Below are 24,082 nucleotides of genomic sequence, written 5' to 3'. Positions count from 1 at the left end.
CCAAGAGGAAGAGCGAAAATAAGAAATCTTGATTGACAAAATTCTTCCTTAGCTCAGTCGGTTAGAGCATCTGACTGTTAATCAGAGGGTCCTTGGTTCAAGTCCAAGAGGAAGAGCAGAAAGTAAGCCAGCATTCGTGCTGGCTTTTTCTTTTACATCCCTCATTAAGAGGATGCTATAGCTAATGTAAGTACACTGATTCGTACATCCTCCACTGCTGATAAGCAAGAAGCCACTGAAACAATAGTAGCTCCGGTAGTCAGCACATCATCCACAATAAGCAGATGCTTACCAGCTAATTCGTCAGCATGTTTCGTAAGACTGAAAAAGCCTGAGACGTTTTCCCAACGCTCAAATTTAGATTTATGCGTTTGTGTCTCTGTGAATTTATCCCGGACAACCGATTCAGCATCCAAAAGGAGTCCTGTTACGGAAACGATGCCTCGCGCAATCCATTCACTTTGATTATAACCACGCGCTCGTTGCCGCTTGCGATGCAAGGGTACAGGAATTATAAGATCTATATCCTTAAAGAAACCACACGGCAGAAGTTCGTTAGCAACATATCGCCCCATGATCTCACCAATCTCCTTCTCCCCACCATACTTGAGCCGATGAAGAATGTACTTGTAAGCACTTCCTTTCCGATAGAAAAAGAAAGAAGTAGCGCGAACCAAAGGTGTCTTTCCCCAGAAGATCTGTTCGACGGGATTGTCCGGCAAAAGATGGTAATTCGTACGGGGAAGACCCATATTGCATAATACGCACATACACTCTTCTCCTAGCTAGCGGGTGTCCGCAAACGATACAGCACCGCGGGAAGAAGAGAGTAAAGAAGGCAGTAACCCATTCCTTTATAGTAGATATACATTTCATTGCATGGCGTTACATACCTGTCGGAAGCGCTTCTCCTAGCAATTTCTGCAACAAGGGGTGACAATAGCCATTGGTTGCAATGATGTGATGCCCTTCTATAAAATGGTCGTCTCCGTAGAAGTTGGTCACCCGCCCTCCGGCTTCTTGTACAATCAAGCCGCGGCCGAATAATCCCATTTACCAATAAATGCTTCTACCCAACCGTCAATACGCCCACTGGCAACGTAACAAATTGCGGCAGCGGCAGAACCATTCATGCGAATGCCCCCAACCTTCCCATACAGTTGGTCGATAAGGTGAAGAGCAGTCAGCTTGTATTGCTCAGAGTTATAAGGCAGTTCAACAATCAGAAAAGCGTCTTTGATGTCTTTCACATCCGAAGCCTGAATCTCGGTTCCATTTAGAAACGCTTTTCCGCCCTTCCAAGCATAGAAACATTCGTCACGACTAACTTCATAGACAACGCCCAGAAGCAACTCATCCCGGCTCCGCAAAGCAATGCATACGCAATAGGGTGCATAGTCATGGATATAGTTTGTTGTACCGTCGAGCGGATCTATCACCCAGCAATAGGGCTCATCCTTATAAGTGGCCGATCCTTCTTCCGCAATAAATCCAGCTTCGGGCAATAAGGCTGAAAGCGCTTTGACTAATCGGATCTCAGATTCCTTATCTACATACGACACATAATCATGTGCATGTTTTTCCACAACAGACTCGCGGCGAAATCCTTTCCGCTCTTCTCTCAAAAAACATCCAGCCTCCGTTGCAATACGGCATACGTCAGCTGTAAGTTGTTTCAAATCCAGCATTTCGATCTTTTATAATTTAGACAAATTAAAAACTTATGCCAAAATTATCCTTTTTTTGATAGAAGATCGCGTTTCCTCCGAAAAAGAAAGAAAATTTCAACGTATCATTCTTTTATTCACTTTTCCACGGAGATCCTGTACGCCAGCAGAGTTGCAGCATAACACAAACCTCATAAAGAAGCTGCTCCAGTGAATCATCTTGAAATAGGTTACCTTCTTTATGAACGGAAGCAGTAGAAAAGAACGGTTTTCGCCGCAGATTATAATATCTTTGAGTGCACAAACTAATACATCGGACTATAGTGTTTCTTTCGTAGGACTATAGTTCTTCGAAAGAAACACTATAGTCTATTTTGCGTAGGCGTATAGTCCCCCGAATTAATTTGTGCAAAGCAAACTATTATTCATTGAACAACTAGAAATAAACTATTATATGAGTATCCATTACGATCTTTACACGAGTGGTAATCCACTCAAGAGCGAAGAGCAACAGCCGCTTCACGCCCGCGTCATTCCATCAGGGACAATTGACGCCAAGAAATTTATTGAACTGACATCCAAGGCAAATGGCTTCAGTCCGGCCACCATCGAAGGCTGCCTGCAAGCAGTCACAGCCGAGCTTCGACATTGGCTGGCACAAGGCTGGATAGTAGAGGTCGGAGAATTAGGGCATTTCTACCTATCCTTGAAATGTGACCGCCCTGTGATGGAAAAGAAAGAAATCCGTTCACCATCGATTCATCTCAATCGGGTAAACCTACGTATTAATAAGAGATTCCGCGAAGCCTTAGAATCCTTGCAACTGGAACGCATGGAATCGCCTTACCGCACAACCAGCAACCACAGTGACGATGAATGCCGCACGCTCTTAATGAAGTATGTGAATGAACAGGGTTGCATCACCCGTGCTGACTTTATGAGAATAACCGGAATAAGCCGGGACAAAGCTCTCGAGCTATTGAAACGTTTTTTGGAGGAAAGAATCATCCGAAAATATGGAGGCGGACGAACTATTGTGTATTTAAAGAATGTATTATGAGAAGCGCAAATCGACTATTTCTCCCATGCCGATTATTAACGAATTTATGAACGCACTTCTTTAAAATCGCTTGCTCAGTAATTTCGTCTACTCTATATTTGTGTCGTGATCACAAACTAAAATATTACTATTAATTTAAACTATTAAGAATTATGGCACTGAAATATGTAGTCAAGAAAACAACCTTTGGCTTTGATAAGGATAAAGCCGAAAAATATGTAGCACGCCCGTTCAATGCGGTTAATGTGGATTTTAAAACACTATGCGATCAGGTAACCAGAGTTGGATTCGTCCCGCGCGGTACGGTAAAATCAGTTCTCGACGGATTGATCGATTCCCTAAAAACGTATATGGAAATCGGAGCATCTGTCAGCCTTGGAGAGTTTGGAACCTTCCGCCCCTCTTTCGGATGTAAAAGTCAGGATGAAGCGAAAGGTGTAACCACGGAGACGCTAAAGAATCGTAAAATCATCTTCACTCCGGGAAGTCTGTTGAAAGGTATGATCAAAACAGTCAGTATTCAGAAACTGGAACTACCGGAGACAGAAGGTAATGCTTCCGGCGGTGGAGGTAATGAAGGAGGAGGGGAAGCACCGGACCCGACCGAATAAACATCCTCTTATTAAGTTCCAAGTGATGGGGCTATCCAAGAGTTCGGATCGTCCCACCCTATTTCCGCAAAACAAGAAACAGGATTGAAAAACAAAAAGCCACAGCGGACTCAGGCATCCGTCTGTGGCTTTTATTCTCAAAATAGCCTTTCTAAAAATGGGGGTATAAACATGGCTATATCATTCAAGGTCGATTTATAATCTCATACTAGTTCCCGGACACATGCTCCGTTTGTTTTTTCCACTTCTCAGTAACAACCCACATCTGCGGATCTACACTACTGAAATGCCAAAAACCAATTTGAGGGATCTCCAATTCGTCGGCAAGTTTAAGCAAAGCCTCCGTACTCCGGGCATCGCTTGCGTAAAACAGATGCCGGTTTCCATCCGAGCCGTCGTACAAGTACATATTTACTTTTTCATAGCACAGCCACGTAGGAGCAGGCAAAACACCGCTTACGCTGTCCGGCACCGCCTGATAAATCTGTCTGCCCCGGATGTTGCCGCTCACGGCATAGTCATTCGAATACGCCGGCAGAGCCATCACCAGTTTCTGTTTAGGAATACGTTTGATCCAAAAGGCCATGGTCTCTTTGGTCCAGGCAAAGTTCGCAGTCGGGCCAACACCCATACAATCATCCCGATCCTTAAGCTCCGGTTTATCTACTCCAGGTGCAAAATACATATCATAGCACATCACCCGAACTAGATCGCAGGTTCTTGCCAACACGTCCGGATCGTGAAACATAGGCGTGGTTTCATCTTCGTATAAGGCTGGATAAAATCCGACACAATGACTCAACTTCTTTCCGGCAGCATGGAGTTCCTGGGAAGCAAGTTCCAGAAAACCCGTATAGGTGCTCTGCACATCCGCACTTAAATGTTCGAAATCCATGTCTATGCCGTCATATCCGTTTTCGCTGCAATCCTTTACATAGCCATCTACTAAGGTTTTTATCTTATCCGGGGTATCGATATTCTCTTCACTTCCACCCACAGCATGATACACCTCAATGTTATTCCGGTGGCATTCATCTATAAAAGACTTCGGCGGATTTCCGAAAACACTAATCGAATGAACAAGCTCTTTCACAGGTTCTATGTCCTGAAACGAACTGCCTTCCTTATATATATACCAGGGGAATACTTTTTTCTCGGCTTTGGTAAGTGTTTCCTGCTTACAGGAAACACTTACCATTACCAACATCACACAATATGCAACTGTGCTGATTAGTTTTGAATGCGTCATTTATTTAATGTTTACCGAATTATTCATACTCCTTATACTCGAAATAGTCATATTTGGCTGTATACACGCCTTGCGTTTCTTTATCTCCTTGCCATCCGCCACCATTGGCAAAGGTTGTGAAGGAGAAGCCGAATTGGAATAGCGCAGGGGTATACCATGTATCGAATATTTTCACGATATCACCGTCTATGATCCATGCAGCACTATACATACCATCTTTCAGTCTCAAATCAATGGTCAACGTGTGTTTGCCCGGATCTACAGGTACACTGTAAACTCCCAAAGACTCGGTATAGCAACGTACCAACATCTGCCCCGGAGAGGGAGGAATCTGACAGGCTGCGCGATCATTCTGAGTACCCGGGAAGACGAACATAGAGAACGATCTTTCTTCCGCGTTCGTAGCAGAGATATTACCACCTCCCAACCATTTTTCGCCTATTCCGATACTTGGAACATCAATTTCCCACGTGTATTTACCGGCTCCTACCGCCTTTTTGTAGCCCAGATTGGTGCTGTTTGGCAAATGCAAGAATCCGCCCGATATACTTCCTCCGGCATTATTCCATTCCGTAGGTATAACTCCATCTTCGTTGAAGTCCCAACGCGTGGTTACTCCTTCCGGCTCAGGAGGAAGCTGACCTTCGGGAATCGGTTTCATCGAATAATCGTACGGCGCATATTCCAGATAATCAAACAAGGCGTAGTTCTCGCGAGTAGCCGGATGATCGCCCATACCGGGAAGATTCTCAACGCTACATAGCGCACGGAAATAAGCCTCTTTTTCACCGAAGTTCAAGAGTTGTTTCTTCACACTCTTGTCATTGATCAGCCATTCGGCGAGGTACTTGCCATTTTCCAATTTCAAATCCAATACTAGTGTATACCAAGCATTGCTCTTGATCGCGAATTTATCCGTGAAGAAAGGATTCGCCTGACTGGAAACCAGACATAAAACTTCGTCCGATTTCACATTATAGGTACCACGATCAACAGCCGTACCGGAACAGATTTCAAAGTCCAGTTCATGTCCGTCATCGAAATACACAAACGCTCCGATACTCGCCCGGTCGTTCATTCCCATTTCAGGAACGAATACCCGCCATTCGTAACGTCCCGAACCAAACTGGGTGGTGGTCTGTACTTTGAAGCGGTCCGCGGTAGGCCATGAGTACTCCTCACCTGCCGTGTGAATATCCTCAACGCCTTTCCATCCTCACAGTCGGGGCTGTCTACAATTGCAAACGGCTCTATCCCTGCCTGCATCCCGGTTTTTTCCCATCCTTGAAGATCGGCGAAGTTATACATCGTACCTCTATACCCATCCTGGATTACCGTAATCGTTTGAACTTCTGCACCCTTAGCGGCTATTGTAAGTGTTGCCCCACGTTTGGGACCCGTATTCTTGGTTGCGGAAATGTTGAGGGTAGCATTGCCTGACCCCTCCAAAGGAGAAACCGTAAGCCAATTACCACTTCCCTGATCTACCGATACTTTCCAGTCAGCATCTGTGGTGATGTCTACATGCTTCATATCGACCGGAGTGACCTCAAATGTCAAGGCATCTTCAGAAGCTCCGCATGAAATAATCTCTACTTTCTCTTTGTAGCTATCGCCACATGAGATCAGAGCGGTGCTACATAATGCACCTATTGCCAAATACAAATATCTTAGTTTCATAATGCATATCTTTTATAGCTGTTTCACTCAGTTCTTTAAATTCGGATTAATAGATGAATCCACGAAAGGACGGGGAAGATGCACCTTGCTATCATTCCACGTACCCGATACGGATACGGCTTCTTTTCTGAATACCCCAGGCGCTACTTCAATAGCCGGATTCAATTTTCGGTATTCAAAATGATCTTTGATGCGATCCATGCGGAGCATATCTCGGGCTCTGGTAGCAATGTTCCCCCAGTAATAACCGGCTATTTCCCACCCATGCTCATTGTAAGCAGCTTCCGCCAATTCATCATACGACATAGTCGTTTTATAGATGTCTCTATCCGCAACAGCCGTTCCGTTGGCTCGATTGCGCACCTCATTCAAAAGATTAACCGCTTCGGTGATACTACCGGTTTTGGAACGGCCTACCGCTTCGGCATACCAGCAATACACTTCCGAAAGGCGAATGATCTGATGAGTCTTTTCTCCATTCTGATTCATCAAAACCTTGGGATTCGTATAGTCAAACTCATCACCGGTGGTAGTCTCCACTTTCTTCATGAAACAGGGAGCGATAACAACACGGGGAGCTGTCGGGTCCGGATCTTCCCACCAATCCCGCAATTGGGTTTCGTTCTTTAAAATGATCTTAGGAAAATAAGACGCGTCTTTGCGAGAGCCCTTAGGGAAATCGTACCAGAATTTAATTTCTCCGTTCGTATCGCCCCAGCCACCGCCGCCATAAGCGTAGTCAGCCAGGAAGTCGGCCAAAGGAGCGTTGGTAATGGCTTTTATCCCAAGATTGTAATAAACTCCAAGCAATACCTCCGGATTCTTTTTATTCCATTCCATGGAGTATACCTGCTTGTAATCGGGCAGTAATTTATAGTAGTAGGTACCTTTCTTTGAGGCATCGATCACTTCTTTTGCCTTGCCGGCAGCCAATTGGTAATATTCCGTACCCTTGTTCAACGGGTATCCCGCCATCGACATATATACATAGGCTAATGTTGCCTTCACAGCTCCTTTGTTAACAGCAATGTTTACCCCATTTCTGGCAAAAGGTTCTTTCGTATAATTGTCGGGAACCATTTGTTCCGCATTTTTCAGATCGGATACGATCAGGTCGTAAATGTCAGCGATAGATGCCAGAGGCATGTTATAATTGATTTCATCTTTCACCACCATCGGCACTTCACCCCAAGCCATTACTAAATAGAAGTACGAGTAGCGCGCCAGTAATAAGCTTGTCCGATACCTGCATCTTTCTCTTCCTGAGTTAGATCGGGCGTCCGTCCGGCATTGTCGATGATGAAGTTAGCCGCTTTTACCAACCTCCAGCGGGCACCCCACAATTCGGTCACCCACGAGTTGTTATCTGATATATTATACGTATCCACTTCACGGAGCCCCTGTTTATTGGCCGCCGGATGCGTAGAAATATCGTCACCCATCACAGCCTCGAAGCCTGCCCAGATATTGGCATACATATCTTGGGCTACTTTGGAGTACATTCCATTCAGTGCCAGGTCTAAATCGCCTTTTGAATTGAAGAAATTTTTCACGGCCAACTGTCCTTTAGGGTCCTCTGTCAGTAAATCCTGGCAGGATACCATCCAAAGTGCCAACAATACCAGTGCGGTCGTTTTGAATATTCTATATATTGTTTTCATATCCATGTATAGTTAAAAGATTAAAAGTTAAGTTTCATACCAAAAGTGAACGTTCTTGGCACAGGATAAGATCCCATGTCTACACCATTATAACCATAAACACCTTCGCTGTACACTTCAGGGTCCATACCGGTATATTTGGTTAGTGTGAGCAAGTTCTGCGCACTGACCGACAATTGAATATCGGCTATTCTCGCTACCTTTTTAGGGATGCTATATGAAAGACTTATATTTTTCAGCTTCACAAATGAAGCATCTTCGAGCCAGAAGTCAGAGTCCGGATAGTTGCGGTTGTCTGAGTTTTTATGACTTGCATACACGGCTCCCGCTTTATTGGCTACCTGATCCCAGCTTTTGTAATAAGCGTCGGACAAAGAGATGAAACGATATACACCTGTCATGGAAGCCATCGAGTAGCGGCTTACGTTCAATCGATCCTGCCCCAATGCAGCATTAATAAAGAGATTGAGGGTCCAATTTTTCCACGTAAATGTATTGTTCCAACCGAAAGTCCACTTAGGTTCTGATTGCCCCATGGTAGTCAAATCATCCGCACCCGGATTGGTTGTCAAACTTCCATCAGACTGACGTTTGTAGAGATTGGCCCCTTCGTTATTAAAGTTCTGCCATTCATACAGATAGAAAGACCCGATGGGATAACCCACCTTCTTAATTTCAATAGGTCCGCCTCCGATACTTGTGTTATTCTCGCCAACGATAAAATCACTACCCGCCAGATCGACGATCTTGTTTTTCAGGAACGATGCGTTCAGCGATGTTTCCCAGCCAAAAATATCTTTATCCGTTAGAGGAGTAGCCGTAATCGAGAATTCAACACCCGAATTTCTCACCTCACCCTGGTTGACCCAGAAAGAGCCACCACCGTTATATTGCGGCGCCGGTTTACGAAGCAATAAATCTTTGGTATCTTTCCGGAACCATTCGGCCGTAAAGTTCAAGCGGCCATCCAGCACGCTGGCGTCCAAACCGATGTTATACTGATACGTGCTTTCCCAAGTCACATTTGGTGTAGCCAGATTACCGGTCCAATAGCCTGTATGAATCGCATCACTGCCATAGCCGTCGTAATTCGTCGCAGCCAACATACCCAGTGTACTGTAAGCACCGATACTCTGATTACCTACGATACCAAAGCTACCTCTTAGCTTTAATTGCCGGAAAATATCCTGTTTGCTCATGAAGTTTTCTTTGGCAATGTCCCAAGCAACTGCTGCTGAGGGGAAATACCCCCACTTATGGCCCTTTTGGAACTTGGAGGAGCCATCGGCACGGAAGGTACCGGTCACCATATACTTTCCTTTGTAGTTGTACATAACTCGGCCGAGTCCCGACACAATAGCTTCCTTGGAATAGCCGTTGCTTCCATCGCGCGTCTTTGCATTCTGCGCATTCCAGTAGCCGACAAACTCATTCGCCAACTCGCTACCGGTCAGCTTCAGATTTCTTCCTTCAGCACCGCTGGCTTCAAATACAGCTGTTGCCGTCAGGTTATGATCGCCGAAATTTGTGTTGTAAGTTACATTGTTCGTATTCTGCCAAAAGAGATTCATCCGGCTTGAGTTCTCCATTTCGCTAAGTTGCCCGGGTTTGGCCAACTCTGAGGTGAAAGAGTAACTTGGAATATGGGAGTAGTTGGCAGCACCTTGTACGGAAAAGGTCAGCCCTTTCATGATTTTGAAGGTCAAATCCATATTTGTATTTAAAGCATACACATATAAATCACCGTAATTCGCTACGCGAGCTCCGTAGGGATTCCCGTTAACCGAGTTGTAGGGGTCCATGTTATAAACGCCCGTTACCGGATCTTTCATCTCCATCGTAGGAGAATAGTTCAGAAAGTTCATAATGTCAATACCGCCATTATGGCTGTGAGCACGGGAAGCATTTATTCTGGTAGAGAGCGTCAACCAATTCGTGAGCTCATTATCTAAATTCACCCGCAACTGTGCACGCTGATACTTGGTTGTAATGGTCATGGCTGTCATGTCGAGCAAATTGGCCGAAATAAGATACTTATTCTTAGCCGTTCCACCCGAAACGCCCAATTTATAATCTTGACTAATACCTGTTTGCAACATCAGATTCTGCCAATCGATGCCTTTGGAACCATTTTTATAGGCTGCCATCTCGTCATCTGCAAAGGAAATACCATTGTACTCCTTCAGTGCGCTTGCATACTCATAGGCATTCAATAAATCATATTTTTTGAGGATGTTCGATACGCCTATAGCCACATCCGCATAAATCTGTACTTTGCCTTCTACCCCTTTCTTGGTAGTAACCAGTACGACGCCATTCGCGCCTCGGGAGCCGTAAATTGCTGTTGCCGAAGCGTCTTTCAACACTTCAATCGACTGGATGTCGGCAGGATTCACATCCAGCCCACCGGACATGACACCGTCGATGACATACAACGGATCATTACTTGTATTAATGGAGGTAGTACCGCGAACGCGAACTTTAATTTCACCTCCGGGCAGACCGTTTACACTTGTGACCGCCACACCCGCTGTGCGGCCCTGCAAAATATCTTCCACCCGTTTCACCGGCTGGTCTTTGAATTGTTTGGAGGAGATGGAAGCCACAGCACCGGTAATATCCGATTTTCGGGCTACCCCATAACCAATAACAACGACTTCAGTCAGTTGATTCTGGTCTTCCTGCATCGTAATCTTTAAGTTGGTACTCGCTCCCAACTTAACCTCTTTCGTAACGTATCCGATATAAGAAAATAAAAGTGTAGAACCACAGGGGCACTAATTGAGAACTTTCCGGAGAGATCTGTAACTGTACCCGTCCGCGTATCCTTTAGGGCAACGTTAACACCAATGATGGGATCGCTGCTATCCACATCAACAACAGTACCCGAATACATCTTTGCATCTTGTGCATAAGTAGATGTAGCTACTGCAAAAAGAAATAATAACAAGCAGCTAAGCGTTTTTCTTAAATTATTCATATGCTTTTCATTAATTAAAGTATAACGATTATTAGATTATTTAGCGTTTTTTCTTTACTGACTTTACTGTGCGAATGTACTAGCTGAAATATTCCCTACCTTGCCACCCCATCTTCATAGATCCGTAAACTGAGAAGTCCGAGCCATTCCGGATATCGCATGACAAAGATAAAGCGATGTGCAAAACAAGATGTCAACTAGCATACAAATAAAGTCCTCTTTTATTCAAAAAACGCCTTCTAGCACCTTTCTGGAATATTAAGTAAGGCTAGAAAAATAAAAGAAGGTATTTTTTTATTGTATAGTTACATAACTTCCCCTATATTTGCTCTATCAAATAGTGATACTATGCTAGAAAGACGCACGCCAAAAATCTATTTGTCTATAACTTGGATACTATTCTTTACACTCTTTACAAGGGCCGAAGAACAGCATTACTATTTCAAGCAGTTCTCTTTGGAACAAGGCCTGTCACAATCAAGAGTACAATGTATTCACAGAGATCATCAGGGAGTGATGTGGATAGGAACCAAATGGGGGCTCAATAGTTATGACCAGTCGGAGCTAAAAAGCTATCTTCACGATCGTAACCAACCTAACTCATTGCCTGACAACTTTATCCGCTTCATCACAGAAGACCATTCCGGCAATTTATATGTATCTACTAATAAAGGAGTTGCTACTTACAATAAAACAGAGAACCAGTTCCATCCATTGGTATATGATGGAAAGCCATTTCAAGCCTGGTCGTATTTTCCAACAAACGATGGCTTTCTATTCGGAGGAGAAGAAACTCTCTACACGTATAATCCGACAGACCAGCATATACATGCTATTTTCCCACATATAGAGGGAGATAGCCGGAAACAGATCAACCGTATCTTTCAGTGGCAGCCCAACTTACTGATTGCCAGCAGCCGGAAAGACGGTTTATGGATGTACGACCTTGTCAAGTAGAAAATGTATCGCTGCCCATTCGTCAAAGAGCGCGAAATAAACACGATCTTTGTCGATTCCCGCAACCGGCTTTGGGTCTCTTTCTATGGTAAAGGCATCGTATGCTATTCGAAGGAAGAGAAAAAGCTATTCAACCTATCCAGTAAAAACTCAGGCCTCAACAATGACATCGTCTTTGATTTCTCAGAAAAAGACAACCAACTTTGGATAGCTACCGATGGAGGAGGTATCAATATTCTGGACCTCCCAACCATGAAGTTCTCGTACCTTAAACATGTTTCTGATGACGAACAATCCTTACCGAGCAATTCCATCTATTGCCTCTACAAAGATCAAATGGACAACATATGGGGCGGTAGTATTCGCGGAGGCTTATTTGGCATCAAAAAGGTATTTATCAAAACCTACAAAGATGTACCGCTGGGTAATGCGCATGGAATCAGCGAGCGAACCGTAGCCAGCATATATGAGGATAGTGACACTTTGCTCTGGGTCGGAACCGATGGAGGAGGTATCAACTCGTTAGATCAGAAAACCAATACTTTTCATCATTATCCCTCGACATACGGAGAGAAAGTTACCTCGATAGCGAGTTTCTCGGAGCATGAATTACTAGTGTCATGTTTCAACAAAGGAGTCTTTACCTTTAACAAGAAGACTACGCAGATGAAACCCTTCCCGATTGTCAATGATTCTATTACCAAACGCGAATTTTCTTCGGGCGATTTAGTGAATCTATACGCCACCAAAGATCATATCTATATTTTAGGAGCTAAGGTATATATCTATAATAAACATACCCGGCGCACGTCCATTCTCAATGCTCCGCAAATAGACGTTCAGCGCAAAATAGCTATGCAGGCCATTTATTCAGACGACAACGATCTGTATCTTATGGGAACCAATAACCTGTTTAAGCTAAATATGAAGAGCAACGAACTCTTGTCATTAGTCAGTACGGAAGAGCGTGACGATTTCACCTCTGCGTGTAGAGACGATAAAGGAAATTTCTGGATAGGAAGTAACTCTGGCTCCTATTCTATAACAAAGAAACAGGAACCGCCGAGAAGGTACATACCAACTTATTCAACAGCGTATCGAGTCTTGCCTACGATAAAAAAGGAAGGATTTGGATAGGAGCTCAGAATATGCTTTTCGCTTATGTCATCAAGGAAAAACGTTTTGTAATCCTCGACGAATCGGATGGAATGCCTTTCAATGAATTAATCTTCACCCCTATCCCCGTTTTACATACCAAGAACTTATACATGGGAGGTACTATGGGACTGGTTCGTATAAACACTGATCTTGTTTTTGAGAATAACTCGTCCCCGATACTCAAGCTGCTTGATGCCAAGTTGAATGGCAAGTCTACTTTAGAACAGATTAAAGATAAACGGATCTCGATTCCCTGGAATCATTCATCGTTCAATGTGAAAGTGATTGCCGACGAAAAGAGTTCTTTCCGAAAACATCTTTTCCGATACACCATTGAAGGAAAGAATGCGATGGAACTCGATAGTTATCTCCACACATTGGAACTCGGCCGATTGGCACCGGGAGAATACACCATCAGTGTTTCTTGTGATACGCCTAATGGCGAATGGACTCAACCGGCAGAGCTATTGACCATTGTTGTATCTCCCCCTTGGTGGAAATCCACCTGGTTTATCTTATCATGTGTTTTCTTGGTTCTATGTGCGGGAGGAGCTGTTTTCTATACACTGATTAAAAAGAAAGAAAACCGCCTGAAACAAAAGATGCGCGAACATGAGAAAAAGACATACGAAGAGAAGATACGTTTTCTAATCAACATCAGCCATGAATTGCGCACTCCTTTAACGCTCATTTATGCTTCTTTGAAGAGACTCCTGAATGGAGAAGTCAAACAAACCGAGATACCGGAATACCTGCACAGTGCATACAAGCAAGCCGATCAGATGAAAGATATCATTAATATCGTGCTTGACGCCCGAAGAATGGAAGTAGGACAAGAAGTGCTGCGCATATCTTCACACCCGCTGCATGAGTGGGTAAAGGAAGTAGCCGATACGTTCCAAACGGCATCTAAGGCAAAAAACATTGAAATTTCCTATAGCTTTGACGAGCAGATACAAAGTGTCGCATATGACGATACAAAGTGTAAGGTTGTACTCTCAAACCTGCTTATGAATGCTTTGAAATACAGCCCGAACAACTCACGGATTCTGATAAAAACACTCCGCACGGATGAAAGTATTCAAGTACTCGTGCAAGACCAAGGTATCGGACTGGAGCATGTAGATATAACCAAACTCTTCACCCGCTTTTACCAAGGTAAACATAGCCAGGAGGAAGTGGTATCGGTTTATCATATGCCAAGATGTTGATCGATCTACACGGGGGTAGAATAGGTGCTTTCAATAATGAGGACAGAGGAGCTACCTTTTTTTATGAATTGCCTGCCAACCTGCAAGAGCAAGAGGTGTCATGCCCTCAGCATTCTTATCTCAACGAACTATTGAGTGCTCCCGAAGAAGACCAAGTTGAATCGGTTCCCTTTACACTGCAAGGATACTCCTTGCTGATTGTAGAAGACAAGCAGGATTTAAGAGAGTTCTTGAAAGATGCGCTTAAAGATAAATTCAAGAAAGTTTATCAGGCAGAAGACGGGTTGGAAGCACTTGGATCATCAAACAGCAGCATCCGGACATCGTAGTAAGTGACATCATGATGCCGCAAATGAATGGCTATCAACTATGCAAAGAGATTAAAGAGAATCTGGACATCAGCCACATCCCTGTTATACTACTCACTGCACGAGCCGACTCCGAAAGTCAGATGCTCGGATATAAGTTAGGGGCTGACGCCTATCTATCGAAACCTTTTGAAATGGAGATGCTCCTCAGCGTTATCCAAAACCAGATTAAAAACCGTGAATACATTAAATCCAAATACAGAGGTAATCAGGCAATCCTATCGCCGCAAGAAGTGACATTCAGTAATGCCGACGAACAGTTTATGATCAAATTGAACGAGGTAATCGATCAACATTTACCCGAACCTAATCTGGACGTGAAGTTCCTGACTGATCAAATGGCCATGAGCCGGACTTCTCTATACAATAAGGTCAAGGAGTTGACTGATATGGGGGCAAACGATTATATCAATTACCGGAGAATCGATCGGGCAACCGTTTTATTAGTTCAGTCCGAACTAAATATAACGGAAATATCGGAGCAGGTAGCTTCACCTATCAACGATATTTCAGTACCTTATTCAAAGAGATGAAAGGGGTAACTCCTTCTCAATTCAGAGCACAACACAGTACCAAGCAGCAAGCGCAGACCAAGTAGTTCAACACCCTTCATGGATCGGCTGCACAGAGAGCAAGCCACGCAAAACATACAAACGAAAACTTTTCATGCAGATTTGAACATTCCCTGACTTGAAAAGACTAAAACCTGATGAGCAAAGGGAGACATACGACTACTTTTGCAACAGAAGTAATTTAGAAAAACAAATACACACTAATTCGATCTGTATGAGAAGCTATTATTTAACGCTGACACTGACATGTATTTGCAGTGTCTGCTTTGCACAGCAACCGGCAAATAAAGTCGCTACCGAAAAGTCGCTAAACAAAGAGTGGAACTTCCAAAGCTTGGATGGGTGGGAATACGGACATCAAGATAACAATCCGGATAATCAATGCGTTTTAGAGAACGGCTACTTACGGATCTTTACGCGAGCTAATTCTGTAGATCGAAAAAAGGTCCGTACAGTAGACCGAATTTACACTACCGGAAGATATACCTGGCGCACCCATATCCCCCAAACCGGAAAAGGAGATCGGTGCAGCATAGGTTCGTGGATATATCACGACGACCAACACGAACTGGATTTTGAAGTTGGGTATGGAGTCGACTCGGTTCGCCGGGCACTGAACGCCGCTCCCAATGAGATGATCGCTTACATGACATCACAAGCATATCCGTTCTCTTGCGTTCCCGTAAAGATTCAGACCGGATGGCATCTATTCGAGATCGATCTAACTTTAAAAGATGGCAACTATCACATCACCTGGCTAATAGACAAAGAACCGAGACATCAACTTCAATTGCAATTTGGTAAAGAAATCGCATTCCATATTTTCTGCAGCGTCGAGAATCTGAATTTTATCGGAGACCGACCGGCACAACAAGAAAATTCCGGTTTATTCGACTTTGTCAGATATGAGTATCATGACTAAAGATCAAATCACGCCACGTACCCGGTCATCGAAAGCAGAAAGGGCCGCTTTGGCTCCTTCACCCATGGAGATGACAATCTGTTTATAAGGAACAGTAGACACATCGCCGGCTGCATAGATACCGGGGACGTTGGTTCGACAATGCTCATCGATCACAATTTCTCCAGCCCGGTTGGTATCCACAGCATCCCGGAATACAGCACTATTAGCCGATAGTCCGATCTGTACAAATACTCCGTCAAGTTCGACCAAGCGTTCTTCTTCCGTCTTGCGATCTTTCATGCGCAGTTCCGTCAACTTATCACCGTTACCAATCACTTCAAGGGTTTGTGAGTTAACAAAAACCTCGATATTCGGAAGTGTTTGAAGCTTCTCCTGAAGTACTTTATCAGCCTTCAGTTCATCCATGAATTCGAATACCGTAACCTTCGAACAGATACCGGCCAAGTCGATAGCCGCTTCGATTCCTGAATTGCCTCCACCGACAACCGCCACATGCTTACCTTTATAAAAAGGACCATCGCAATGAGGACAGAAAGCGACTCCACGCCCGATATAATCCGATTCGCCCGGAACATTGAGTTTACGCCAGTTTGCGCCGGTAGCAATTATGATTGCCGGTGCGGTTAGCTTTTCACCCACAGAGGTGGTTAGTACTTTCCGATCGACTTCCATTTCCAGATGTTCAATGCGGCGTTGTTCCAACAGATCGACCGGATAGTGAAGCAAATGCGTCTTCAAATTATTCGCCAATTCATTTCCTGTCGTTTCGGTTATGGATATCAGGTTTTCAATGCCGACTGTTTCTTTCACCTGTCCGCCGACCCGCTCAGCTACAACCGCAACCTTCAATCCCTTACGGGCAGAGTAGATTGCAGCAGATACTCCCGCAGGCCCGCCACCGACTACTATCACATCGTATGCTTTTTCTTCACTAGAAAGCAGTGATTCGTCTACACCGTATTGTTCTTCCAACTTGGCAAGCAGTTCACTAAATTCTCCACGTCCTACATGCAGCAACTTCCCATCCGCAAAGACAGAAGGCACTCCCTGTATCTTCAATGCATCGACTTCATCCTGATAGAGCGCACCGTCTACCATCTCGTGAGTTATAGAAGGATTCAGCACCGCCATAGCATTGAGTGCCTGTACAATATCGGGGCAGTTGGTACAAGTCAGCGAAACATAGGTAATCAGCCGAATCGGTCCCTTCAAGGCTTTAACCCGGTTGCAGATCGCTTCATCCGGAAAGTTCTTTCCTTTGCCATCGAGGTTCAGGATAGCCAGCAATAAAGAGGTAAATTCATGTCCGTTGGGGATTCCTCGGAACGTAATACCGGTTTGCACACCATTTTTCAACAAAGTAAACAGCAGGCTATCTCCTTCATTCACCTGGCAAGTAATATGATCGGAACAGTCTGCTACATCGCCCAACAGTTCCAATAGTTCAGTACGGCTTTCGTGATTGGCCGATACGGATATATTAAAAGTGAATTCAGCCTCTAAGCTGGCAAAGACACCTTTCAATTGTTCTTTTAATGCAGAATCTAACATTTCTTTTCTCCTTTTCTTTTAATGAAAGAAAGGCCGGTAGCGTCTACCGTTACCAGCCTTTCGTGCATAACCCAATCTATTAAATCTTACCGACTAAATCAATACTTGGTTTAAGTGTGGATTCTCCTTTTTTCCACTTGGCAGGACAAACTTCACCGGTGTGAGTAGCTACAAATTGTGCAGCTTCCACTTTGCGAAGTAGTTCGCTGGCATCACGGCCAATGTTGTTATCATTCAATTCCACTACTTTAATCTTTCCTTCCGGATTGATAACGAATGTACCCCGATAAGCCATTCCTTCCTCTTCAATATACACTCCGAGTGCACGGCTCAACGCTCCGGTAGGATCGGCCAACATCGGGTACTGAATTTTACGAATGCTTTCTGAAGCATCATGCCAACCTTTATGTGCAAAATGCGAGTCTGTACTTACAGAATAAACCTCTACTCCCATCGATTTGAACTGATTATACTTTTCAGCCATATCAACCAACTCGGTCGGACATACAAATGTGAAGTCAGCAGGGTAGAAGAAAAGAATAGCCCATTTGCCTTTCAAATCATTGTTCGTTACAGTCTTGAAAGCTCCGTTGTGAAAAGCCTGAACACTAAATTCAGGAAGTTGAGAATTTAAAATTGGTTCCATAATCTTTTTGTTTTATATGTTATAACTTATTGTTCCTTTTTGTTTCTGATACAAAGATAAAGAGCAACGTACGTCTTCCCAAAAAAAGTCCAATCGAATAAATCTATGCAGAGATAGATGGAACCAATCGGATTCGTATTTTCACGGTTCAGGTCGCTTTGATTTCCCGTTCAGCATCCTTCTCTTATCACTGTTTGAGGAAGCCGAAATTATCGATTACCCTGCAACAGCTCCTTTTAAGCGTTTTTTTTCAAAGAATACACTTGTTTTTTTGTATATTTGTCAACTTAAAGACTAACTTAATTGACATATCTTTATAATTATGGAACATCCTCTTGCCCAATTTTTATACTGTCCTAAATGCGGTTCCTCTCACTTCGAGAGTCATAACGAAAAATCAAAGAAATGTGAAGCCTGTGGTTTCGTTTATTACTTTAATCCCTCAGCAGCAACCGTAGCACTCATTTTCGATGAAGAGAAAGGATTATTGGTCTGCCGACGAGGAAAAAACCCAGCCAAAGGAACCCTTGATCTCCCCGGCGGTTTTATCGACATAGCCGAAACAGGGGAAGAAGGTGTTGCCCGAGAAGTTCTGGAAGAAACAGGCTGAAAGTAAAAGAAGCCGTTTATAAGTTTTCGCTTCCTAATATTTATGTCTACTCCGGCTTTACCGTACACACGCTCGATCTGTTTTATCTTTGCACAGTAGAAGACCTCAGCCATTTTTCAGCAATGGACGATATCTCCGACTCGTTTTTTCTCCCGCTGAAAGATATCCATATCGAAGACTTCGGCTTGGATTCTATCCGAAAAGGATTGTCGAAGTTTCTGAAAGATATTTAATTATCCCACATCAAAACGTGGCTTTACACATATAATCGTATTTTTGCCAAAACACTCAATTATGAAAAAAAGAATTTATCGAGCCGTCTGTGCTTTGATCTGCTGCGCTCCGCTACTAACGACTGCGCAGACTACTGATAAGATAGCCTCGCCGGATAAACTTTATAAGGAAGGGAAAGAACTCTTTCAAGAAAAGAATTATGCTGCAGCAGTCCCACCCCTGAAAGCTTTCATGAAACAGAAGCCTGCCCGCACCTTGCAACAAGAAGCGGAATACATGTTGGTGTGCGCTAACTACGAATTGAAAGATAAAAACCGTATTGAGTTGCTGCGCCAATACCTAGATCGCTATCCGGACACTCCCTATGCCAACCGTATCTACGCCCTGTTGGCATCCGCCTATTTCTACGAAAACAAGTATGACGAGTCGCTCGCTCTTTTCAACTCAGCGCGTCTCGACTTGCTCGGCGATGAGGAGAGGGATGATATGACCTATCAATTAGCTTCCTGTTACCTAAAAGTCGGGAAGATGAAAGAAGCCGCCATCTGGTTTGAGACATTAAAAGCAAGCAGTTACCGATACAGCAAAGACTGTTCCTACTACCTTTCTTACATCCGCTACACGCAGCAACGCTATGATGAGGCTCTTCAAGGATTCCTCCCGTTGCAGGATGACGCGAAGTACAAAGCACTCGTACCTTATTATATAGCTGACATTTACGCCACCCAAGGAAATTATAGCAAAGCACAGGTTGTAGCGCAAAACTACCTGTCCGCTTACCCGAATAACGAGAATACAGCAGAAATGTACCGCATTCTGGGCAGTGCCTCTTATCATTTTCAGCAGTATCAGCAAGCCGTACCTGCTTTCGAATATTACCTGAAAGCGACTGCTCCGCAGGCTTACCGCCGGGATGCCATGTATATGCTCGGACTTGCCTATTACCAAGTTCAAGTCTACCCGCAAGCAGCCGAAACACTTGGTCGCGCAACTACCGTGGCCGATGCCCTAACACAGAATGCTTACCTGCATATGGGGTTGTCATACCTGCAAATGGGTGAGAAGAATAAGGCCCGCATGGCATTTGAGCAAGCGGCAGCTTCCGATGCAGACATTCGGATCAAAGAGCAAGCCGCCTACAATTATGCGCTCTGCCTACACGAAACATCCTTTTCTGCTTTTGGAGAATCGGTAACGGCCTTCGAGAAGTTCTTAAACGAGTTTCCGGCTTCTACCTATGCAGAGAAAGTAAGCAGCTATCTGGTGGAGGTTTATATGAACACACGCAGCTACGATGCGGCACTGAAATCAATCGATCGCATCGCTCGTCCAAGCAGTCAGATACTGGAGGCTAAACAAAATATCCTATTCCAATTAGGTACGCAAGAGTTCGCCAATGCGAAGTTTGAACAGGCTCTTACCTATTTTAATCAGTCCATCGCTCTGGGACAATATAACCGTCAGACAAAGGCGGACGCTTACTACTGGTGTGGAGAATCTTACTATCGCCTGAACCGCCCCACGGAAGCAGCACGCGACTTTAATGCTTACTTGCAACTGACTCAACAACCCAATAAGGAGATGTATGCCCTCGCGCATTACAACCTGGGATATATCTCTTTCCACCGAAAAGATTATGGGCAAGCGCGAACCTGGTTCCTGAAATACATCCAGTTGGAAAAAGGCGAGAACATCGCAGCGCTAGCCGATGCTTACAACCGGGCTGGCGACTGTTACCTGCATAGTCGTAATTTTGAAGAAGCGAAGCACTATTATGCACAAGCGGAAGCCAAGGATACGCCCTCCGGCGACTATTCTTTCTATCAGCTGGCACTGGTATCGGGATTGCAGAAAGACTATTCCGGCAAGATTACGTTACTGAACCGTCTGGCAGGTAAATACCCGTCTTCACCCTATGCGGTTAGTGCTCTTTACGAAAAGGGCCGTTCCTATGTACTGATGGACAACAGCAAACAAGCGATTACTTCTTTCAAGGAGTTATTGAATAAATACCCCGAAAGCCCTGTCAGCCGGAAAGCAGCTACAGAAGTGGGTCTGCTCTATTATCAGAATGGAGATTACAATCAGGCTATTGAAGCGTATAAACAAGTTATCCAGAAATATCCGGGTAGCGAGGAGGCGCGTCTGTCTATGCGGGATTTAAAATCCATCTATATCGATATGAACCGTATCGATGAGTTTGCTGCGTTGGCGGCTTCCATGCCCGGCGAAATCCGTTTTGACGTGAACGAACAAGATTCACTGACCTATATCGCCGCTGAGAAAATATACATGCGTGGACGGATTGAAGAAGCTAAGACCAGTTTCAACAAATACCTTCAAGCATTTCCACAAGGTGCATTTAGCTTGAATACGCATTATTATCTCTGCCTCATCGGTAAGGAGCAGAAGAATTACAACGCCATTCTCGAACATTCCGGAAAACTGTTGGAATACCCCAATAGCCCTTTCACCGAGGAAGCGCTTATTATGCGTGCGGAAGTCGAGTTCAACCAACAGCAGTTTGCCAAAGCACTTGTCAGCTATAAGATGCTGATGGAGAAAGCAACTACCACCGATAATCGCGTATTGGCTTCCACCGGTACCCTTCGCTCGGCTTACCTTTCTCAGAATGATATTGAAACGATCCATGCCGCTACGGCCTTATTGGCAGAAGCTAAACTAAGCCCTGAACTAAAGAACGAAGCGTTATACTTCCGCTCCAAGGCTTACACAAATCAGAAGGCTGATAAGAAAGCGATGGACGACTTACGCGAACTGGCTAAAGACACCCGCAACTCTTACGGAGCAGAAGCCAAATATCAGATCGCACAAGCTTTGTATAATAATAAAGAGTATCCGGCTGCTGAGAAGTTATTGTTGGAATACATCGATCAGAGCACACCACATGCTTACTGGCTTGCTCGCAGCTTTATCCTGCTGTCCGATGTCTACGTTGCCACAGGCAAAGAGTTGGATGCTCGCCAATACCTGTTAAGCTTACAACAAAACTATCATGCCAACGATAACATCGAAGGTATGATTGCAACCCGACTGAAAAAACTTAATAAGTAAACGAATTATGAAACCGAACTATTATATTTCACTAGGAATTGCTGCTTGTACGATGCTGTTCTCGCAGCTGCAAGCGCAAACTCAGCATAAAGACACCACGTTGAACCGTACGGTAACGGTAGAGCAAGAGTACGCGCCCGAAATTTTGGACGCATCGAAAGTCAATGTCCTTCCTAAAGTAGAAGAGCCCACAGTCAGCAAAAAGAAAGTGGAATATGCCACAACACTTCTTCCCGCCGTTTCAATTCCAGGCAGCCCGATGCAGCCGTATATGGGGAAAGAAGTCGAGAAAACGGCTACACCCGGCTATGTACGTGCCGGATACGGTAGCTATGGCAACCTCGATCTATTAACCAATTATCTATTCCGCCTTTCGGATACAGATAAGCTGAATGTACGTTTCCAAATGGATGGAATGAACGGGAAGTTAGATAACATCCCTTATCCGAACAGCGAAGCCACCAAATGGAACGCTTTTTATTATCGTACACGTGCCAATGTAGATTATACGCATCAGTTCGATCGAATGGATCTCAATGTCGGTGGTAACTTCGGACTGAGTAATTTCAACTACAAGCCGGAAAGTATCAACAACAAACAGAAGTTCACATCCGGAGATGTATACGCTGGAATTATGTCCAAAGACGAAACAGCTCCCTTGCAGTTTAACGCGGAAGCTAATCTCCTGTTCTATGAGCGTCAACACAACCTATTCAGTGAGCAACAGAGTAATTCCCTCAAAGAAACCATCCTGCGGTTGCAAGGAGATGTCAGCGGAGCAATCAGTGACGAACAGCGAATCACGCTTGCACTGCTCTTGAATAATTACGGATATGGAGGTAAAACAACGAATGCCGAAACCGGTGACAAATATCTCAAAAGCTACACGGCAATCGGGCTAAACCCTTATTACGAGCTTAACAGTGATGACTGGAAAATACATTTGGGAGCACATACTGACTTTTCTTTCGGATTCGATAAATCAATCCGTGTCTCTCCCGACATTACGGCACAATACCTATTCTCCGACAGTTACATTCTGTATGCACAGGCTACCGGAGGGAAGCTATTCAATGACTTCAGAAGAGCGGAAGAGATCTCTCCGTATAGCGAACTTCCCGGAGTTGCAGACCCACTAAGCTCCGTTACTCCATATGAGTATGTGCAACGTCCCTACGACACCTATGAGCAAATTAACGGAAGCATCGGTTTCAAGACCAGCCCCTATCCGGGCCTTTGGTTCAATATACAGGGAGGTTATCAGAATCTTAAAAACGATCTATCTTATGGTCTCATGGAAGTGTCGCTCCCTACAACCGTAACTCACTATCTCAACTTCGCGCAAGGTAACACAAATAATGTGTATGCCGGAGGAAACATAAGTTACGACTACAAAGAATATTTATCACTAGCTGCTAAATACATGTACCGGAGTTGGGATGCCAAAGAAGAATACCGCTCACTGCTAATCAGCAAACCGGAAAGTGAGTTTACATTCGATGTATATGTACGCCCCATGCCGACTTTGAGCCTCAACCTAGGCTACAACTACACCAGCCGCAAGAGTGAGACAGACTTCGTGAAGATGGCAGCGATCAGCAATCTATATGCCGGAGCTACTTATAAGTTTTACAAGGGCGTCTCAATCTATGCCAAAATCAACAACCTACTGAATAAGGATTATCAGTATTACTTGTATTATCCGACAGAAGGCCTGAACTTTTTAGGAGGCTTGAGCTTTAACTTCTAAAATAGTTGATGTCGCAAAATGCGAAGTGCTTATTTTACACGGTATAGAATAAGTACTTCGCATTTGTCTTTTCATGTCGTCAGTCCCCTCGCCAAAGGAGCGTCCTGCTTAAACAAC

10 protein-coding genes, 1 tRNA gene and 6 pseudogenes are annotated in these 24,082 nt (G+C 44.3%); 8 read left to right on the top strand and 9 right to left on the bottom strand.

What is annotated here, in order from left to right:
* Positions 1-42 precede the first annotated feature (42 nt).
* A tRNA-Asn gene (locus tag JCM10512_RS12900) sits at positions 43-116 on the top strand.
* A gap of 48 nt (positions 117-164) precedes the next feature.
* Here JCM10512_RS12900 and JCM10512_RS12895 read toward each other — a convergent pair.
* Positions 165-876, bottom strand: a pseudogene (locus JCM10512_RS12895) (ComF family protein).
* Between the two features lie 9 nt (positions 877-885).
* Positions 886-1,688 (bottom strand): annotated as a pseudogene (locus JCM10512_RS12890) (inositol monophosphatase family protein).
* Positions 1,689-2,121: 433 nt separating this feature from the next.
* On the opposite strand from JCM10512_RS12890, the gene JCM10512_RS12885 reads away from it, so the two are divergent.
* Together JCM10512_RS12885 and JCM10512_RS12880 are read left to right on the top strand one after the other, a co-directional pair.
* Positions 2,122-2,727 (top strand): HU family DNA-binding protein, encoded by a 606-nt coding sequence (locus JCM10512_RS12885; RefSeq protein WP_044163632.1) that lies wholly within the window; start codon positions 2,122-2,124, stop codon positions 2,725-2,727.
* Between the two features lie 152 nt (positions 2,728-2,879).
* Positions 2,880-3,338 (top strand): HU family DNA-binding protein, encoded by a 459-nt coding sequence (locus JCM10512_RS12880; RefSeq protein ID WP_044163629.1) that lies wholly within the window; start codon positions 2,880-2,882, stop codon positions 3,336-3,338.
* Between the two features lie 208 nt (positions 3,339-3,546).
* Here the strand turns inward: JCM10512_RS12880 and JCM10512_RS12875 are convergent, their stop codons facing one another.
* The 5 genes and pseudogenes from JCM10512_RS12875 to JCM10512_RS12860 form a co-directional block, all read right to left on the bottom strand.
* Complete coding sequence (locus JCM10512_RS12875) at positions 3,547-4,545, bottom strand: glycosyl hydrolase family 18 protein (protein WP_044163626.1); 999 nt, start codon at positions 4,543-4,545, stop codon at positions 3,547-3,549.
* Between the two features lie 61 nt (positions 4,546-4,606).
* The gene (locus tag JCM10512_RS24020) at positions 4,607-5,665 is read right to left on the bottom strand and encodes a hypothetical protein (RefSeq protein WP_244437188.1); all 1,059 of its coding nucleotides are present in this window, start codon (positions 5,663-5,665) and stop codon (positions 4,607-4,609) included.
* Positions 5,662-6,267, bottom strand: a complete 606-nt coding sequence (locus tag JCM10512_RS24015) for a BACON domain-containing protein (protein ID WP_244437187.1) — start codon at positions 6,265-6,267, stop codon at positions 5,662-5,664. Before JCM10512_RS24015 ends, JCM10512_RS24020 begins: the two co-directional genes overlap by 4 nt.
* Positions 6,268-6,294: 27 nt before the next feature.
* Positions 6,295-7,928, bottom strand: a pseudogene (locus JCM10512_RS25095) (RagB/SusD family nutrient uptake outer membrane protein).
* 20 nt (positions 7,929-7,948) lie between these two features.
* Positions 7,949-10,908 (bottom strand): annotated as a pseudogene (locus tag JCM10512_RS12860) (SusC/RagA family TonB-linked outer membrane protein).
* 348 nt (positions 10,909-11,256) lie between these two features.
* Here JCM10512_RS12860 and JCM10512_RS24870 point away from each other — a divergent pair.
* A pseudogene (locus JCM10512_RS24870) lies at positions 11,257-15,200 on the top strand (hybrid sensor histidine kinase/response regulator transcription factor).
* Between the two features lie 188 nt (positions 15,201-15,388).
* Entirely contained in the window at positions 15,389-16,096 is a 708-nt protein-coding gene (locus JCM10512_RS12850) for a LamG domain-containing protein (protein WP_044163624.1), read from the top strand.
* Positions 16,097-16,099: 3 nt separating this feature from the next.
* Here JCM10512_RS12850 and ahpF read toward each other — a convergent pair whose 3' ends face one another.
* Entirely contained in the window at positions 16,100-17,650 is a 1,551-nt protein-coding gene (gene ahpF / locus JCM10512_RS12845; RefSeq protein ID WP_044163622.1) for an alkyl hydroperoxide reductase subunit F, read from the bottom strand.
* Between the two features lie 79 nt (positions 17,651-17,729).
* Complete coding sequence (ahpC, locus tag JCM10512_RS12840; RefSeq protein WP_044163620.1) at positions 17,730-18,296, bottom strand: alkyl hydroperoxide reductase subunit C; 567 nt, start codon at positions 18,294-18,296, stop codon at positions 17,730-17,732.
* Positions 18,297-18,618: 322 nt separating this feature from the next.
* Between ahpC and JCM10512_RS12835 the strand changes: the two are divergent.
* The 3 genes and pseudogenes from JCM10512_RS12835 to JCM10512_RS12825 all read left to right on the top strand — a co-directional run bounded on the left by JCM10512_RS12835 (position 18,619) and on the right by JCM10512_RS12825 (position 23,965).
* Positions 18,619-19,139: pseudogene (locus JCM10512_RS12835) on the top strand (NUDIX hydrolase).
* A 61-nt stretch (positions 19,140-19,200) separates the two neighbouring features.
* Positions 19,201-22,215 (top strand): tetratricopeptide repeat protein, encoded by a 3,015-nt coding sequence (locus JCM10512_RS12830; RefSeq protein ID WP_044163617.1) that lies wholly within the window; start codon positions 19,201-19,203, stop codon positions 22,213-22,215.
* 7 nt (positions 22,216-22,222) lie between these two features.
* Positions 22,223-23,965, top strand: coding sequence for a TonB-dependent receptor (locus tag JCM10512_RS12825; RefSeq protein WP_044163615.1), 1,743 nt, complete (start codon positions 22,223-22,225; stop codon positions 23,963-23,965).
* The last annotated feature ends 117 nt before the right edge of the window (positions 23,966-24,082 follow it).

The organism is Bacteroides reticulotermitis JCM 10512 (assembly GCF_000517545.1).
GTDB lineage: Bacteria > Bacteroidota > Bacteroidia > Bacteroidales > Bacteroidaceae > Bacteroides > Bacteroides reticulotermitis.
The sequence above is the reverse complement of the archived record's forward strand: the minus strand, read 5'-3'. Positions and strand labels throughout refer to the sequence as shown.

Bases quoted from the DNA above. Each gene is read 5' to 3' on its own strand.
- JCM10512_RS24015 (WP_244437187.1), bottom strand. From the start codon at position 6,267: ATGAAACTAAGATATTTGTATTTGGCAATAGGTGCATTATGTAGCACC.
- JCM10512_RS12830 (WP_044163617.1), top strand. From the start codon at position 19,201: ATGAAAAAAAGAATTTATCGAGCCGTCTGTGCTTTGATCTGCTGCGCT.
- JCM10512_RS12825 (WP_044163615.1), top strand. From the start codon at position 22,223: ATGAAACCGAACTATTATATTTCACTAGGAATTGCTGCTTGTACGATG.
- ahpC (WP_044163620.1), bottom strand. From the start codon at position 18,296: ATGGAACCAATTTTAAATTCTCAACTTCCTGAATTTAGTGTTCAGGCT.
- JCM10512_RS12880 (WP_044163629.1), top strand. From the start codon at position 2,880: ATGGCACTGAAATATGTAGTCAAGAAAACAACCTTTGGCTTTGATAAG.
- JCM10512_RS12885 (WP_044163632.1), top strand. From the start codon at position 2,122: ATGAGTATCCATTACGATCTTTACACGAGTGGTAATCCACTCAAGAGC.
- JCM10512_RS24020 (WP_244437188.1), bottom strand. From the start codon at position 5,665: ATGAACGACCGGGCGAGTATCGGAGCGTTTGTGTATTTCGATGACGGA.
- JCM10512_RS12875 (WP_044163626.1), bottom strand. From the start codon at position 4,545: ATGTTGGTAATGGTAAGTGTTTCCTGTAAGCAGGAAACACTTACCAAA.
- ahpF (WP_044163622.1), bottom strand. From the start codon at position 17,650: ATGTTAGATTCTGCATTAAAAGAACAATTGAAAGGTGTCTTTGCCAGC.
- JCM10512_RS12850 (WP_044163624.1), top strand. From the start codon at position 15,389: ATGAGAAGCTATTATTTAACGCTGACACTGACATGTATTTGCAGTGTC.